The organism is Cupriavidus metallidurans CH34, assembly GCF_000196015.1.
GTDB lineage: Bacteria > Pseudomonadota > Gammaproteobacteria > Burkholderiales > Burkholderiaceae > Cupriavidus > Cupriavidus metallidurans.
In genome coordinates, this window is sequence record NC_007974.2 from 2,497,958 (window position 1) to 2,514,834 (window position 16,877).

A 16,877-nucleotide genomic window follows, 5' to 3' on the forward strand; every position below is an offset into this window, starting at 1 on the left:
ATGAAAGGCCATACGTACGCGGCTGACGGTCTTGTCGGTCGGCTTGGCGTCTATGCCCGAGTCCTGCTTTTGCAGGGGCCTGTAGGGCCGTTCTTTGCTCAATTGCGAGATGATCTGGCCCAGCAGGGAACCGAGGTCTGGAAGGTTAACCTCAACGGTGGGGATGACCTCTACTACTACGGTGAACGCGTGCTCCACTTTGCGCAGCCGATGGCAGCCTGGAGTGACTGGTTGCGGAAACTGGTGATCCGGGCGCGCGTGGAGGCCATCGTCGTTTTCGGAAGCACACGGCGTCATCATAGGATTGCTGCCGGGCTCGCTCAGGAACTCGGGCTCGACTTCTGGGTATTCGAAGAGGGCTACCTTCGCCCCGACTTCATCACTCTGGAACGTGGAGGAGTAAATGCCGATTCCCCGCTGGCCCGCATCCCTCTTGACACAATACCGCTGCTTCCAGCGCCAGAAGGGCTGCGGCAGTATCCCGGTGCCTATTGGAAGATGGCGCGACATGCCTTGCGCTACTTCGCGGCGGGATGGGCTGCGGCGGGGCGCTACCCAGCCTACCGGCACCATAAGCCATTCCGACTGCGAGAACTGGCTTGCTGGATCCGGGCGGCTTACCGCAAGCCGTGGTATCGACTCCGCGAAAGGCGCTTGGTGGCGCGGCTGCTCATGCCTGGGCATCCGCGGTTCTATCTGCTGGCTCTGCAGGTCTATAACGATAGCCAGATCCGCAGCCGCAGTCCGTGGCGTCGAATGGAGGACGTTATCGAATGGTCCATCTTCTCGTTCTCGAAGTTCGCTCCCCCGGACTCGTTGCTGGTCATTAAGCATCATCCCATGGATAGAGGCCATCGCGACTATGCCGCAGCCATTGCTACGATCAGCGACCGGTTCGCAGTGGCTGACAGGATCGTGTATGTCCATGATCCGCATTTACCGTCTCTGTTGCGACGCAGCAGTGGGGTGGTCACAGTTAATTCCACCATGGGAGTACAAGCTCTGCACCACGGTGTCCCTGTCATGACACTCGGCCGTGCCTTCTACGGGCACACGGGCATGACCTGGCAAGGAACGCTCGACGAGTTCTGGACGTTGGCCCAACCGACGAACCGGCTGGACTGGATCCGCTGGAAGCACTATGTCATTCACGAGTCCCAAGTCAACGCGTCCTTCTACACAGGAGGCAAGGCCGTGCCCAGCCAAGGGATGAGCGGCATTCGGTGCGCCACGAGGGCTTTCGTAGAGATGGCAGGTCGCCTGCTGCGAGCCTCGATCCACGGAATACAACGCTTCGGGTCGATCGCGAATAGGCCGGTAAAGGGCGCTGAGCCGTTGCCGCAAAGTCCTTTACCGCGTAAATCATTCTCGGATTACGACGCGTAGCCCTGGATAGGACACCGTCAGGTTGCCCAGCGGAAGATGTCCAGTGTGACTGGTGCCAAAGCTGCATGACCAGCGTCGCCGGCATGGAATCGTGTTAGCAACGGGCTAAGAATGACCCCCTCTGGGCGAAAGCAGCTTCAAGACGCCATCGCTATCGGAGCTCTTGTCCTGGCTTTGAAGTTCACGCATGAACTCGCGCACAAGCAACCAGAAATTTCTCGTAGAAGGTAGGAGATCTCTCCGATCAAAAGTCCGTCTCTGCATTAAGAATGCTGTCCAAGGGATGCTCACTGCTGATTATCCCTTGTGTTGATACTGCTTTGACCCCAGCATCAACACTTCCCCGTATGGCCGCTTCCTCCCGGAGCGGCTTTTTTTTGAATCAGGCCAGACGCCGACGCGCGGCCGTCAACAGGAATACTTCCGTGCAATGACAAGGACGAGGCAAGCGCACCGACACTGGCCGGGCTATCCAAGAACTTTCACTGAAGCCAATCTGAAGCTGCGTACGTCAGAGTCTAGGAAAATCGGCGATCCTGACGTAAGAGTCGAGCTTTCCTCTCGCCTCTGATTGGACCGGTCCCTGCTCACCTTCACGGACCTATCTGGTGCGCCTGCTCTCCTGAGCAGGCGCATGCCGGATCTACGGCTGAGTCATCCCTCATATAGCCGATTGCACCAATCGACACCTCACGCGTCATTCCCCTCTCTGATTTGCCGACTTCCCGGTGGAGTTGTATCCGCCGCAAGCCGTGTTGCTCGCCATCGCACGCTCGCGATGATCCTTTTCCCGATTGTCACGCCCCAATACCATTGGCGGGCTTGTGACAAATTGTGATAGCTAGATCTCTATTCAGAAATTTCAGATCTAGAATTCGGAATATTCCGAGTCATTAATGCTTGTCCGCATGGTTCGGATCAGGAAGACCGCTACCAAGCCGGAGGCATTTCATGCGCGAACCACCATAGATTTCCAATCAGTCTGCATGACTACATGAAGGGCAACTGACGCGACACGCCATTGAGGCAAGGCGAGTTGACGTGATGCCCCGATTTCTCGAAATTCACTATCGGAAGAGCCATCATGCTTAACCTGTCGTCTCAGGTCGAGCGGGTATCGTGCGCCCGTATTTCCCGTGTCGCTTTCATACTTCCAGTATTCGCCACGCTTGCTACTGGATGCGCCACATCATCGGTATCGGCAGCAGAGATCAGCATGGAGCAGAACACGGAGTTGACATCAGAAGTCAGCGCGAAACCAGTGACCACAGACTCGGATGCCGATGAGGAAGCCCGCAGTTTTCAGAAGCAACTATGGATCAATCCCGGATTCATCTCGCTGCATTTCACTAAGATTGAGGAACGCAATCCACTGAATCTTGGATTCGGGGCAGAGTGGCGCTTCAACGAGGACACCGGAGTTATCGCCGGGACGTACGTGAACAGCGTGCGCAAGCAATCCACCTATGGCGGCGTCAGCTGGCAACCGATTACCCTCGGCGCTACTCAGCTCGGCGCTGCCTTGGGGGTGATACGTGGATACCCCAAACTCAACCACGGTGGCTGGATTCCGATGATTCTGCCGACACTCAGCTACGCGTATGGCAGGTTCGGGTTCAACCTTGTTCTCGTGCCGCCATTGGGAGACAAGAACGTCGGCTCTCTGTCGCTACAGCTGAAGTTCAAGGTATGGTGATCGAGGTCCACGCGAACCACGCTGATTTAATTATTTTTGCCAGATCGCCCTTCCCGAACCGAGCGTGTTGGGTTCAGCGCAGCACGGTTGCAATTAGGACAAGTACGTCAGCACATTGTGAATACTCCTGAATGCACAGTCAGTACGCATTCCTACAATGCAAGGCCCCATTCACCGAATGCGTTCCCTCATATGAGCTGCCTCAGGAGCACAGAATGACCGCGAGAACCCATCAACGTAGTCTGTACGAAATGGTTTTCCTGTATTTGAACCGGCGTCCGGGCCAACGCTTCGCTGCTTGTCAGCTGGCCAGGGCACTTAATGTGCGAACCATCATGATTCTGGATGCCATCGACATTCTCTCCGAACAGGGAAGAGTTGTTGCCGAACCGCTCACACCGGAACAGCTTGGATACTTTGTAGCCCCCGCACAGACGAATCAATGCTCCACGTGCAGTAACAGGATCGACAAGAAGTAGATCCTTTGCAAAAACACACGCCGCAAGCGCAAAAAAAGACGCCCATCTTCGAGATGGGCGTAGCGGGAAAAGATCGTTGGGGTCAATTCAACGAATCTGCCAGCGGGTCGGGTAACCCGCTGGCAACGTCTAGTATCCGTATTGACAATGCGCGCATCAATCGGACACGTCGGATTGATGACATGGAAGAATCCGAATGCATTCCTCTGTTCGCCGATGAGCGCGGACCCAACGATCTTCTTACTGCAACCGCCCTTGCGTGACGCCCCGACCGGCGCGCCACACACATCGGCGCCGCGCAAATCCCGCTAATCCAATCATCAGTAGCGCGGCGGCACTCCACGGCGCGAAGGCACCGCCACCTCCGCCATTGCTGCTACTAGTGCCACCACCCCCGTTGCTGCTGCCGCCACCGCCTGTGGGGGGCGCCGGTGGCTGGGTAGTCGATGTCGCCGGCGAAGCTTTGGGCGCAGCCGCCAGCGCCGCGTCAGCATCAAGCAACCCGGCGCCGCAATCGCCAACATGGTCGCCAGTTGTGCAGTACGTGTTGGCGGGATGCGGACGCGCTGTTGCCTTCAGCACCGTGGTGACTAGCGCTGGGGTCAGCGCCGGATTCTGCGCCAGCATCATCGACACCACCCCTGACACGATGGGTGCGGCGAAACTTGTGCCTTGAGAGCCGACGACCGAATATGTTGTGGGCCCTGCCGCACCGCTGTTGCTCAGTGTGGCGATGTACGACATGCCTGCGGGTGACGCACATGTGGCAACGCCACCCGACACACTGAGCCTGGAGTTGCCACAGCCTCCGCCTGGCGCGCTGATTGCCACCTCCGGCCCGACATTGGCATAACTTGCGTTCTCCCCGTCGTTGGCGTGTGCCGTTACCGCGATCACGCCAGTGCAATCGGCCGGGGACTCGACGGCGCCGGAGGAGTTGCCCGCCGCCGCCACCACGATCACGCCGGCGGCATTCAAATCGTTGATGGCCTGTTGCTCGAAGCTTGAGCACGTTCCACCACCAAGGCTGATGTTGACCACGCGTGCGGGTGTGGGATTTGGCGGCACGTTGGGCACGCTAAGCCCGCCTGCCCAGCGCATGCCATCGATAGTGTCGGAAAGCAAGGCACCGCAGCGGCCGGATACTCTTACTGGTTGAATACGCGCATTCCAGTCGACCCCAGCTATACCTTGCCCATTGTTGGTGATTGCGCCGATGACGCTTGCCACGCGCGTGCCGTGCCAGGTGCTATTGGATGCGCCGCTGCCATCCGGGCAGGTAGTGCCGCTCGGCACGTAGTCGCCCGGATCGGTCGGGTCGGCATCGCGGCCGTCGCCGTCCTGCGATACGTCAGTGGGCGTGATGAAGTCGTATCCCGCAACCAGTCGCCCGGCGAGGTCTGGATGCGGCAAGTAGCCAGTGTCAACGACTGCCACTACGACGCTGCTCGCGCCACGCGAGCGATCCCATGCGCGCGGCAGGTTGACGCCACCAGCGGAGTTCGCCGGTGCGCCCATATAGGGCAACTGATAGCTGAAATCCGGATCGTTGGGAACGGTGTCGTGTAGGCGCAGCCACCGGTCCGGTACGGCGTCGGCCACGCGCGGGTCATTTCGCAAGCGCTTCGCAACGGCCTCAGGGCCTTCGCCACGGCCGTCCTGGATTGCCAGCAACTGCATCGTTCCGCTCATCGGGCGCTTGAGGGCGATGCCGAGCCCGGTACTCGATTCGACGCGGCGTATGCGTGCGGTGTCTCCCGCGGCATCGATCGTGGTACTACCATCGCGCCAACGCACGATGTAGTTGCCGGTGTAGGTCGCAACGCTCGCGCCAGCGGCTACCGGAAAGGCAATGCCAGACAGTGCGACGCCGGCGACAATCATCAGGGCGAGCTGGAGCGATCGGGGGCAGGCCTTCGACAATGTGAGCGGCATCTGGATTCCTGTGTGTGGACGCGATGCCGGTTGGTCTTTTCGCGATTACGACGCACGGCATCGCATCACCTTACACAGCCGCCCCCGTACCTCACACCGGGCGTTTCTGAATCAAGATGCGGAAACTTCCTCGTAGGGAATCGTGACATGCCATCAAAGAGAGGAGCTGGCGCAAAGATGCGCGCATTGACGGCATGAAAAGACCGCCCAGCGAACACTGGGCGGGGAAGGGGAGTTGCGGCGCCAATTGGGGAACTGGCGAAACCGCGTCTTGAACATATCAGATCGGAAGTTTCTGGCCGATTTCAAAGAGATGTCATTTTCGTCAATCGCAAGGAGAAGGCATGCCCCGGGACTCACCAAACATCACTCCATCTTCAATCCCACCGCCTTCGTGACGGACTGATAGGTCGGCCAGGAAGCCTGCCGCCAGCGTGGAATCCGGAGCGGGTCGGAAGGCGATGGCCAGCCGGTTGTAGGCGTTCATCAGGCTGATTGCTATCGTCAGGTCGGCAAGTTCCTTTTCACCGAACACCGCAGCGGCAGAGTTGAAATCCGCGTCTGGCACATGGGTGTCAGCCACGCGAGTCACCGATCCCACCCATTATCGAGCGACAGCTTCCCAATGCCTTCGAGCACTTGCAGCACGTGATCCGCCCTCCGCGGGTCTTGCCACGCCATCAGTCAACATCAGTCAACGCAAGTCGGGGAAATCTTCCTCCCAGTATTCACCGGGCATCCTCGACGACTGATCCTCGCGCTCCATCTCGCGGCGGCGGAGGTCAACGCGCCGGATCTTTCCGGAGATCGTCTTGGGTAGCTCGCTGAACTGCAGCCTGCGAATCCGCTTGTACGGAGCGAGCTTCTCTCTCGAAAAGCGGAATACCGCCCTGGCCAGTTCGGGGCCAGCCTCGTAGCCCTGGCGAACCGTGACATAGGCCTTCGGCACATACAGCTTTACCGGGTCCGGGCTCGGCACAACGGCGGCCTCGCCAATGGCCTCGTGTTCGATCAGGACGCTCTCCAGCTCGAATGGACTCAGCCGGTAGTCCGATGCCTTGAAGACATCGTCCGCGCGACCCACGTAGACAAGGTACCCGTCGTCCCGGCGCATCGCGATATCGGACGTGTGATAGAAGCCATTGCGCATGGCTTCCGCAGTCGCCTTCTCGTTGTTCGAGTAGCCCGCCATCAATCCAAGCGGGCGGCTGGCCAGCGAGAGGACAATCTCGCCCTCGTTTGCGGGATGATCATCCAGATCCACCAGATCGACACGGTACCCGGGAAGCGGCCTGCCCATCGAGCCTGGCACGACGGGCTGACCCGGCGGATTGCCGATTTGGCAGGTTGTCTCGGTCTGCCCGAATCCGTCGCGAATGGTGATGCCCCACGCGCTCTGCACCCGCTCGATGATTTCCGGGTTGAGCGGTTCTCCTGCCCCGACGATCTCGCGCAGCTTTACCGCATACGAAGCCAACGGCTCCTGCACGAGCATTCGCCATACCGTTGGCGGGGCGCAGAGCGTAGTGACGTTGCGTTGCACGAGCACGTCCAGCGCATCCCTCGGAGCGAAGCGGGCGAAGTTGTAGATGAAGACGCACGCCTGGGCATTCCACGGCGCGTAGAAGCAACTCCATGCGTGCTTGGCCCATCCCGGGGAACTGATGTTCCAGTGAATGTCCCCGGGCTGGAGCCCAATCCAGTACATCGTCGACAAGTGGCCAACGGGATAGCTCTGATGCGTGTGTTCGACCAGCTTTGGTTTCGATGTCGTGCCCGACGTGAAATACAGGAGCAGCAGATCCGTCGCGCGGGTTACCCCGTCCGGGACGAAGGTTGGCGACGCCTGATACGCGTCACCAATGTGATGCCACCCTGCGACGCGCTCGCCCACCGCGATACGGGTGACGCTCGCGTCAACATCTTCGAATTTTCCCAGCTCCGCACCGTCGACCACGACGAACCGCGCCTCGCCGAGTTGCACGCGATCGCGAACATCGTCGGGAGATAACTGGGTCGTGGCAGGCAGCACAACGGCACCGAGCTTCATCGCCGCCAGCATGACATCCCACAACTCGACCCGATTGGGCAGCATCAGGAGGAGCCGGTCGCCGCGCGAGACACCCAAGCCGCGTAAGTAGTTGGCCATGCGAGAAGAGCGCTCCGACATCTCCCTGAAAGACAATGGCGCGCCTGCATCATTGGGGCTGTCCACAATCCAGAGTGCGGGATTGTCGTTTCCCTGCGCCATGACGTCGAAGTAATCGAGCGCCCAGTTGAACTCGCCGAGCTGTGGCCAGGCAAATTCCCCATATGCGCGATCGTAGTCCGCGCGATGTCGCAGCAGAAAGTCCCGTGCGGCGACGAATGCTGCGGCTCCTGATGCCCCGTCTTTCATCCTTGTCTCCTGGTTGGCGCGGTAGAGCGCTCTCGAATGAACAGCGAATTACCAATACCCTGAACGGTGCGCGGCATTCGAGCCAACACCCAACCGTACCCCGCCGTCAGGCGTGGGCGACTGGCAAGAAGTCGCGCTGCAACAACGTTGAAGTATAGGTTTCGGGGGTTGGCGCCGGCAGCCGGGGAATACCAGCGTGTCAGGCGGGAATGAACGTTCCAGGGCTGGCTTTGGCTTCCGACTGCGGTCGCGTCGATGCACTTGGCCCGGGATCCAGCCCAGGGATACGTTCCGTGCAGTGCTGTGCGTCCGCCAAGGGACGTCGGCGGCTCTAGAGGAGCCAGCGCAACGGCTCGACGACCACGTGGAACAACTGCGCGAGCACGGAAGTTACCTCGGTGTTCGAGACCTTTGCATAGGCAAAGATAATGACACTGGCGGATATGAGAGCGGCGAAAGCCGATTTGAGATTGTCACCCACAGCGCATCCTACGAATGTCGGGACGACGGCGCACTGCACTTTGCCGCCCCACCGTCAACGCGGATTCGATGGCGGCATGGCAAGCATGCAGAGCTGGCACTTGCCCAGAGGCCCGGCAAGTATTGCCATTACTACGCTCGCTAGAAGGGCAAGATCTGTGCGCTAGCAGCCAGAAGACTGGAGCATGTTCGGTCCGAACTTCTTCGGGCAGTCAGGAGCGGCATGGCTAGCGGAAATGCCGCAGTGGCGCGAGTATCGACGAACCCGCTGCTCGATACCTGCCCTACATATCAGACCACAAGCCACGATCGAAAAAATCTCTTGTAATGAGATCGATTCCTATTTACTATTCGATCACTGTCTGACGCGCGGCAAGTCGCCGGAACCGGACGGTACAAGTTTTCAGAGCGTCGTCTCCGGCCGAAACCGGGCTCGCGACGCCTTATACCGACTTTTGTGGGGACCGCTCCGAAACACGGAGCGTTTGGTAGTAGCCAGTTGCAGGAAGATCGGGAAAACAACCAGACCCCGTTTTCCCGATCGCGTCATCCAGCAACAAGCCAGGCCACCTTTTTATTCCGCGCGCCGTCCAGGCACGGCGCGCCGCCCGGGACGATGCAACACGCGCCGGACCGGGCGTCTTCCGCCTGACTTCTTCTTTCCCGTTCCATTCCAGGCCCTCGCCTGGTTCCATTGCACCGCCCGCCCGCGGGTGAGATCCGCATGATGACCTCCAACGTGAATGCCGATGTAGTCCCACTCAAGCGCGCTGGCCTGAGGGCCACGTCTCCGCGCATGCACGTGCTTGAGGTATTTCGCGCAAGCGAACGCCGCCACCTGAGCGCGGAAGACGTCTATCGGACCATGCTTGAACTGGGCATCGATGCCGGGCTGTCGACGGTCTATCGGGTGCTCAACCAGCTCGTGCAGGCGGACATCCTGTTACGCCACAGCTTTGAATCCGATCATTCTGTTTTCGAACTCAACGAGGGCGGTCATCACGACCATCTGATCTGTCTGGAATGCGGGCGCGTCGAGGAGTTTCGTGACGAGGCGATCGAGCAGCGCCAGAAGCAGGTGGCGGCGCGCAATGATTTCGTGCTGCGCGAGCACATGCTGGTGCTGTATGGGCTCTGCCCCGATTGCCAGCGGTCACGCATTGGGGCGGTGGAAGCAGACGTCGACGCGGCGCGCTGACACCCCGGATGTTGCTTACAGAATAGCCAGCTTCCGTTACAAACACGCGCGAATGGTAATACGCCACATGGGTAGAGTGGAGGCGTAGCAACTCACCCCTTCTGGTGAAGGCTGAAGACCATGAACAACAAGCGCCCTCTCTACTTTTCGATTTTCCTCGCTGGCGCAGCCGCGCTCGCTGCCTCCGCCTCCGCAATGGCTCGCGTCGATATCGGCGTCAGTCTCGGCGTGCCTGCGCCGGTGGTAGTCGCTCCCGCACCCGTCGTTGTGGCTCCCGCGCCCGTGGTGGTGGCGCCCCCACCACCCGCCTACATAGCGCCGCCGCCTCCGGTGGTCTACCGCCCGGGCCCGCCGGTCTATGTGGCGCCGGCAGTTGTCGTCGGCTGGCACGGGGATCGTTATTGGGACGGCCGCCGCTGGTATGACCGCCGCGAGTACCACGCGTGGCACCATCACGACGACTACTACCGCCGCTGATCCAGCGTGACGATCACGACCGGGCCGGCGCCGGCGCCACTGCCGGCGCGGCTGGTCGCAATACCAGCCAGACCGCCACGCCAATCAGCGCCATCCCTGCGGCGTGGGCCCACGACAGCGATTCCCCAAGGAACATCCAGCCCCAAACGATGCCGAACGGCGGGATCAGGAAGGTCACGGTCAGCGATCTGACCGGACCCAGGTCGGCAATCAGCCGGAAGTACAGCACGTAGGCGATCGCGGTACAGAACATCCCGACCGCGAGCATCGCCGCCCAGACGCCGGGCCCCGCAGCCGGCAGCGTGTTCTCTCGCCACAGCGCGACCGCGCTGAAAGGCAGCAGGAACAACGTTGCGCCTACCAGGCTGCCGGCAGCGACCAGGCGACTGTCCAGACCGCCACGAGCGGTGATCCACCGGCGCGTCAGGAAGCCCGCCAGTCCGTAGCACGACGTTGCCACCAGGCAAGCCAGCGCGCCGAGCAACACCTCGTGCGAGAACACCACCGGCCCCGTCCGCGTCAGCACGCCGACACCCGCCAGCCCCATCAGGACACCGGCAGCCTTGGCACGCGTCAGCTTTTCGGCAAAGAACAGCGAGCCGATCAGCACTCCCATCAGCGGTGTCATCGCGTTAAAGATCGCCGAGTACCCAGCTGGCAGCCAGAGCGCGGCGATCGCATACATCACGAAAGGAATGCCCGAGTTGATGATGCCGAGGATGATCACGGCACGCCACTTGCCCTGCATGTCCCATTTGAGCCCGAGCATCGGAAGACAGGCGCCAAGCGTCACGGCACCGATCAGCACCCGGAAGAATGCCGTCGGCAGCGGCCCGAGCACCGGGGCACCGATACGGATGAATAAGAAGCTGGCGCCCCAGATGGCCGACAGCAGTAGAAGACGGAACAGGTCAGCGGGTCTCATTGGGTTATGAAATGCAATGATCAAACCGAAAAACATCAGACCGTTGTCGATATGCGACAGAATCGGCACATTGGTCGATGCCACGCGCAGCAACAGCGCCACGGGAAGGTATTAAAGCGCTGAAACCGGCAAGCAGCACGCTGGATTCGGACATTCCCCTGCTCGACCAGAAGACGCCTTTGCTGCGCCGCAAAATCATCGAAATCGCATCTTAAAGCGTAGAAGTACAGCGATTGTTGCGCTTCCGCCGCATATTGCTTTCGATTGCCTTTCGTAATCACCCCTCAAATGTAGGGGGCACTACCACAGGGCGTGACATCGCGTATTCGATTCCTTTAAAATCTGTACTGCGCCAGAGTTAATTGACCCCTCCGACGCATTCCCGACAAGCCGCCAGGCAATCCTGGCGGCTTCTTTTTTTGTCGTGACGAAAAGTTGTATCGTATGTCACAGCAGGGCCACATACAGCAACTGGCGTATGGTGCACGTTGTGTTCCCGCGTCAACCATCCTCCCCCTTACAGCGTTGCCAGCGACATGAAACGACAGTTCCTCGGCTTGCTCGCCCGCGTCTACGTCATGCAATTCGCCATGGAGGTGCCCGCCACCGTTGCGATGCTTGCGGAAATGCTCATGGATTACGGATTCCAGGTAGACATCGGCTCCGTACGACCTCTGCTGCGTGCGCTGCAGATGGAGGGTTATCTCGAAAGCGTCCTGCGCGACGGTATCGGGCGGGTCTACCTGCTCACCGAACTGGGGCGTGAAGAGTTGGCCACCAGCCGCACACGGATCGACGAGTTGTATCGCCGACTCCACAATCCCGTCGCCGAGACCGTCGCCATGGCACCGGCGACCGTTTCCCACACCTGATTCCTGATTCCCAAGCCACGCTTGAATGACGAAACCGGCACGCCGCGCCAGCGGCCTGCCGGTTTGTTTGTTTGGGTGGGATCAAACGTCTCAGCCACCGCGTATCCACCCGATGCGTGCGTGACGTTGCGTACCCGTTTCTGCGGGCGCCCACGGCGTGCCAGACGTCATGCCGCCATGTCAGGCCGCAAGCACGTCCGCATTGGCCAGACTGCTATCGCCACGCAGGATCTGACGCAGCGTATCCAGTCCAACCGGCTGGCTGAACAGGTAACCCTGCACGGCATCGCATCCTTCGGCGCGCAGGAAATCGAACTGCGCTTTTGTCTCCACGCCCTCGGCCACCACCTGCAGATGCAACTGGCGCCCGAGCGCGACGATGGCCGCGGCCACCGCCCGGTCGTGTCCCGGCACGGCGAGATCATCGACGAACGACTTGTCGATCTTGAGCTTGCTGATTGGCAGGCGGGTCAGATACCCAAGCCCCGAGTAGCCCGTACCGAAGTCGTCGATCGAAATCCCCACGCCCAGCTGGCGCACCTGCCGGAGCGTCTCGACGGTGGTCTCGCTGCCGTCGACGAGAATGCCCTCGGTCACCTCGATGGTCAGACTGGCGGCCGGCAGCCCGGAAGCGCGCAACGCCTGCGCAACGGCCGCCGGGAAACTTGCCTGACGCAATTGCAGCGGCGAAATATTGACCGCGACATCGATATCGCACCCCAGCTCCTGACGCACCGACTGGATATCCTGGCAAGCCTTGCCCAGCACCCACTCGCCAAGCTCGCTGACGAGACCGCACTGCTCGGCGATCGGGATGAACTCAGACGGCTGCATCACGCCGCGCTCGGGGGTCTCCCAGGCGATCAGGGCCTCGACCCCGAGCAACGCCAGCCTGGAAACGTCGACGATCGGCTGGTAGCGCAACCGGAACTCCCCCTTGGCCAGCGCGCGACGGAGCAACCCCTCGATCGTGAAGCGCGTCCGCGATGCCTCCGCCATCTCGCTGGCAAAACGCCGCAGTTGGGCGCGCCCGCCATGCTTGGCGGCATACATCGCCGCGTCGGCCGATTTCATCAGGTCCGTCAGCGAATTGCCATCCTGGGGAAAGATCGCCATGCCGAGCGAGGGCGTGACGCGAACATGTTCGCCCGCCAGCGGCAGGTCCTCGGACACGCGCGCAAGAATCTTGGCAGCCACCAGCTCGGCCTCGCCATCGAAGCGCAAGTCTCCAAGCGCCACGGCAAATTCGTCGCCGCCCATGCGCGCCACCACATCGCGGGGCCGCACCGCCCCGCGAATGCGGTCGGCGATGGTCCGCAGCAGGTCGTCCCCCACGGGATGGCCGAGCGTTTCATTGATGTGTTTGAAATGGTCGAGATCGAGCAACAGCAGCGCCACACCACTGCCACGACGGCGCGCTTCCGCGAGCAGTACTTCGCATCGCTCATGCAGTTCCGACCGGTTTGGCAGCCCCGTCAGCGCATCGTGCTTTGCCATGTGGCTGATATAGGCATCCGCAAGCGTCGCTTGCTTGCGCGCTTCCTGGCGCTCACGCCGAAGACGGCCTGCGAGCCATCCCGCCAGCATGACCGCAGCCGTCGCGAGTAGCAGCGGAAGCCAGACGAGCGGTGACAAGAGCGGTTGCATGAACGAAAGAATGAAACAGCAGTGGAGGCGTTGTGGGCCCTTTCTCTGGCGATGGACACCCGAAGAACACCGTGTCTGGCGCACTATACCTTGTGTGCTTGCGCCCGCACAGTAGCGGTCGATTCGTTTTCGATGACAAGAGACGCATGGAACGCAGGCTGTCAAACCCGGTTTCTCCGGACTTTCATCATCAGGCGAACGTGATAACTTACGTTCGCCAGCAACCAGATCTGCGCAAAGCGCTGGCTCCAGCGAATTCACAGGCTTTCGATGCCACATCGACTCCGTGACACTCACATGCCCCGGTTACTGCCGTCGCTCAAGGTACGCATTGCGCTGATCACCACGGTGCTTGCCGGCATTCTCGGCGGAGGCATCGTCATCGGCTCGCTCTACTTCGCCCATCTCGATCTCGAAGACGCGCTGCAGAATCAGCAGGACTCCATCGTCAAGCTATCGGTGGACCAGCTCGACACGGCGATGGATGACCGTATCGAGCTGCTCTCCCACCTGGCACCGCAACTGCGCGACACGCTCGCTTCCGCGCATGAGCAGCCACACGATGCCGTACGGGCGGCGCTACAGCAGGCAATCGACCGCACGATACCAATGCCCGAGGCGTTCAATGCCGTGATGGTCGTCGACGCGGCTGGCACAGTCCTGACCATGGACGGCAAGCCCGTCGAGGTGGGTGACCGCGCCTACTTCCTCGAGGCCATTCGCACGCGCAATGTCGTGGTTGCCGCGCCGATCCGCTCCCGCGTCGGCGGCTATGTGGGCGTCCTGGTGGCGGTACCGGTGCTCTCGTTGTCCGGCGAGTTCCTGGGCGTCGCGGGGGGCTGGCTCAACCTTGCCAACTCGAACTTCCTGGTGGAAATCGCCAATAACCGGCTGGGCACCACGGGCTTCTACTGCCTGGTGTCGGCCGGCAGCGAACCCGTCTATGTCCAGCATCCGGACCCCACCATGGCGCGCAAGCCCGCCCACGCCGTTGGCGAGACCTGCGGCGTGGACGATCACAGCGCGCCGCTGGAATTTCTCACCCCGACCCGGCCCGTGATCGCCCGCCGGCTGATGGCAAGCACGGGCTGGGAACTCGTGGCCGTGATGCCGGCACAGGAAGCCTATGCGCCACTGCGCCAGATGCAGCGTCGATTCCTGATGATGTCGGCCATCGCCCTGTCGGTGGTGGCGCTGCTGATCTGGCTGGCGGTACGCCAGTTGCTGACGCCGCTTTCTCGCCTGCATCAGGTGGTGCAGGCGAGCGCGAACGACCTGGATGCATTTCAGCGCTTGCCAAAGCGTCCGCACCGCGACGAGATCGGCGATGTCACCGGCGCCTTCATCCGCCTGATGCGTGACATGCGCCAGCGCGGACTGCAACTGGCACGCAGCGAACGGCGGCTGCGCGCGGTCACCGACACGCTCCCGGCACTGCTGGCCTTCATCGACAGCGACGAACGCTACGTCTTCAACAACATCGCCTACGAGCGTGTGTTCGGTATGTCGCTGGATGAAATCCAGGGCAAGACCGTGCGCGAAGTGCTGGGCGAGGAACGATACGCACGCGCCCAGCCCTTCCTGCAACGCGCGCTGCGGGGCGAGGAGGTCAGCTTCGAGGCCGAGTATCACTTCCCGCATCATCACTGGATGGAAATGAACTATCGCCCGGAATGGGGCGAGGATGGCCGGCAGGTGGTGGGCGTACACATCCACGTGGAGGACATCACGCGGCGCAAGGTGGAGAATCTGCGGCTGTCGCACATCTCGCGAACGGACCACCTGACCCAACTCCAGAACCGCAACGCCTTCGAAAGCCAGTTGCGGGACGCGATGATGCTGAGCCGCGCCGAGCAGCAACTGATGGCCCTGCTTTATCTGGACATGGATCGCTTCAAGGCCGTCAACGACATACACGGCCATGCCACCGGCGATCTGCTGCTGCAGGCATTCGCGCTGCGTCTGCGGCGCTGTGTGCGCGAGAGCGATCATGTCGCGCGCATCGGCGGGGACGAATTCGCGGTAATTCTCGAGGACATCGGCACGCCAGCCACGGCGCAGCGAATTGCCGGCGCGATCCTGGAATCGGTCGGTCGGCACTTCTATTTCGATGGAATACTGGCCGACGTCGACGTGAGCATCGGCGTGACTCTCTACAAGGGCACGCCGATCAGCGAGGAAACGCTGATGCGGCAGGCCGATGTACTGCTGTATCGCGCCAAGGCACTGGGCCGGGGTCGCTACGAAATCGGCCCCGCGGAACTGCTGGCAGACGCTGGGGCCTGACCCACTTTCGGCGCTGAAAGCCGCCTGACAGTGTCAGAATCGGCTGGCCGGTGGCGCCAGAGCTGGAGCTGGAGCTGCTGCTCAGTGCTTCGTGGACTCGTCGGAAGCGTCCGACGCCTGGGGCGCATCCGCGTCAAACGGCACATGGCGGCCGTCCGCCGACTGGTAACCGAGCTTCGCGCTCTCGCCCATCATCCTCTCGTAGGCCAGCATGGCCTCGGCCACGGCCTTGGACTCGCCCTTGAACACGACCACGTCGTTGCCGCAGTTCGGGCATTGACCGCCGAATACCGCGTCGATGCCGTGCAATCCCGGCGCCGGGATGGCATCGAAATTGGTGAACGCCGTCTTGCAGGCCCCGCAGACCAGTTGTGCCGGCCGCAGTGCATCGACGCGCGCACGCGCCTGTTGTGCCCGTTCCTCGGGCGTTCCCCGCCGTTTTGCCTCACCCATGATGCTGTCCTTTCTGACTGCCTGTTTTCGTCTACCACGGCCTTCTGCGCGCTTCGTCGGCCAAACCCCACTCAAAGGATTCATCCAGACTCCGCCGGCGCATGGCACGGGCGTGCCATTGTAGACCAGTACGCGTGTCCGGCACGACCACGATACGCCTGCTATTGTGGATAACGGTTGCCTACCACCTACCCCCCAAGGAGGACACCGATGATTCGACCCACCGTGCAGGAGAATTTCTCCCGTTACGCCGACTGTATCGCAGCCTGCAATGCCGCCGCCGCCGCATGCCTCAAGTGCGCGGCCGCTTGCCTGGAGGAGCCCGACACGCGGAAGATGACGCGCTGCATTGCGCTCGACATGGATTGCGCAGGCATCGCCAACCTGGCCGCGTCCTACATGCTGCGCAACAGCGAGTTCGCGCCGCTGGTCTGCGAAGACTGTGCCGAAGTGTGCAAGTGGTGCAAGGAGGAATGCGAGCGCTATGACCATTGGCATTGCCAGGAATGCGCCAAGGCCTGCGCCGCCTGCATGGAGATGTGCCTGAAGATGACTGCCTGAAGCCCCCCGTCCCAACCTGACCAGGCAACCGCCGCCGGCGTGCATCTATGCACGCACCGGCGGCAGGGACTTTGCTCCCGTACA

At 61.3% G+C, this 16,877-nt stretch carries 14 protein-coding genes and 1 pseudogene; 9 read left to right on the forward strand and 6 right to left on the reverse strand.

The annotated features are described in order from the left end of the window. From RMET_RS29270 to RMET_RS33150, 4 genes are all read left to right on the forward strand, one after another. Positions 1–1,386 (forward strand): capsule biosynthesis protein, encoded by a 1,386-nt coding sequence (locus tag RMET_RS29270; protein ID WP_011520138.1) that lies wholly within the window; start codon positions 1–3, stop codon positions 1,384–1,386. 1,216 nt (positions 1,387–2,602) lie between these two features. Next, positions 2,603–3,082 (forward strand): hypothetical protein, encoded by a 480-nt coding sequence (locus RMET_RS29275; protein WP_049799829.1) that lies wholly within the window; start codon positions 2,603–2,605, stop codon positions 3,080–3,082. 215 nt (positions 3,083–3,297) lie between these two features. Further along, positions 3,298–3,561, forward strand: coding sequence for a hypothetical protein (locus tag RMET_RS29280; RefSeq protein WP_029309886.1), 264 nt, complete (start codon positions 3,298–3,300; stop codon positions 3,559–3,561). Between the two features lie 5 nt (positions 3,562–3,566). Next, entirely contained in the window at positions 3,567–3,824 is a 258-nt protein-coding gene (locus RMET_RS33150) for a hypothetical protein (RefSeq protein ID WP_011520141.1), read from the forward strand. On the opposite strand, the gene mprA is transcribed toward RMET_RS33150, so the two are convergent. The 3 genes and pseudogenes from mprA to RMET_RS29295 form a co-directional block, all read right to left on the reverse strand. Further along, positions 3,802–5,496 carry an MprA protease, GlyGly-CTERM protein-sorting domain-containing form gene (gene mprA, locus RMET_RS29285; protein ID WP_011520142.1) on the reverse strand — a complete coding sequence of 565 codons (1,695 nt, stop codon included), beginning with the start codon at positions 5,494–5,496 and terminating at the stop codon, positions 3,802–3,804. The genes RMET_RS33150 and mprA overlap by 23 nt on opposite strands. A gap of 424 nt (positions 5,497–5,920) precedes the next feature. After that, positions 5,921–6,100, reverse strand: a pseudogene (locus RMET_RS34580) (carboxymuconolactone decarboxylase family protein); the annotation flags it as partial. 90 nt (positions 6,101–6,190) lie between these two features. Continuing rightward, a complete protein-coding gene (locus RMET_RS29295; protein WP_011520144.1) occupies positions 6,191–7,894 on the reverse strand; it encodes an AMP-binding protein in 1,704 nt (567 codons plus the stop codon). 1,204 nt (positions 7,895–9,098) lie between these two features. Between RMET_RS29295 and fur the strand changes: the two genes are divergently transcribed. Both fur and RMET_RS29305 read left to right on the forward strand, forming a co-directional pair. Beyond that, on the forward strand, positions 9,099–9,572 hold the full coding sequence (gene fur / locus RMET_RS29300; protein ID WP_011520147.1) for a ferric iron uptake transcriptional regulator: 474 nt from the start codon (positions 9,099–9,101) through the stop codon (positions 9,570–9,572). A 120-nt stretch (positions 9,573–9,692) separates the two neighbouring features. After that, positions 9,693–10,049, forward strand: a complete 357-nt coding sequence (locus RMET_RS29305; protein ID WP_008643981.1) for a hypothetical protein — start codon at positions 9,693–9,695, stop codon at positions 10,047–10,049. Positions 10,050–10,062: 13 nt separating this feature from the next. On the opposite strand, the gene RMET_RS29310 is transcribed toward RMET_RS29305, so the two are convergent. Next, positions 10,063–10,974, reverse strand: coding sequence for a DMT family transporter (locus RMET_RS29310; protein ID WP_011520148.1), 912 nt, complete (start codon positions 10,972–10,974; stop codon positions 10,063–10,065). A gap of 536 nt (positions 10,975–11,510) precedes the next feature. On the opposite strand from RMET_RS29310, the gene RMET_RS29315 reads away from it, so the two are divergent. Further along, complete coding sequence (locus tag RMET_RS29315; protein WP_008643977.1) at positions 11,511–11,846, forward strand: PadR family transcriptional regulator; 336 nt, start codon at positions 11,511–11,513, stop codon at positions 11,844–11,846. Between the two features lie 180 nt (positions 11,847–12,026). On the opposite strand, the gene RMET_RS29320 is transcribed toward RMET_RS29315, so the two are convergent. Next, complete coding sequence (locus RMET_RS29320) at positions 12,027–13,772, reverse strand: putative bifunctional diguanylate cyclase/phosphodiesterase (protein WP_011520151.1); 1,746 nt, start codon at positions 13,770–13,772, stop codon at positions 12,027–12,029. A gap of 18 nt (positions 13,773–13,790) precedes the next feature. Here RMET_RS29320 and RMET_RS29325 point away from each other — a divergent pair, with 18 nt between their 5' ends. Beyond that, a complete protein-coding gene (locus RMET_RS29325; protein WP_011520152.1) occupies positions 13,791–15,779 on the forward strand; it encodes a sensor domain-containing diguanylate cyclase in 1,989 nt (662 codons plus the stop codon). 81 nt (positions 15,780–15,860) lie between these two features. Here RMET_RS29325 and RMET_RS29330 read toward each other — a convergent pair whose 3' ends face one another. Then, on the reverse strand, positions 15,861–16,232 hold the full coding sequence (locus RMET_RS29330; protein WP_017510601.1) for a hypothetical protein: 372 nt from the start codon (positions 16,230–16,232) through the stop codon (positions 15,861–15,863). A gap of 210 nt (positions 16,233–16,442) precedes the next feature. On the opposite strand from RMET_RS29330, the gene RMET_RS29335 reads away from it, so the two are divergent. Next, entirely contained in the window at positions 16,443–16,793 is a 351-nt protein-coding gene (locus tag RMET_RS29335) for a four-helix bundle copper-binding protein (RefSeq protein WP_011520154.1), read from the forward strand. The last annotated feature ends 84 nt before the right edge of the window (positions 16,794–16,877 follow it).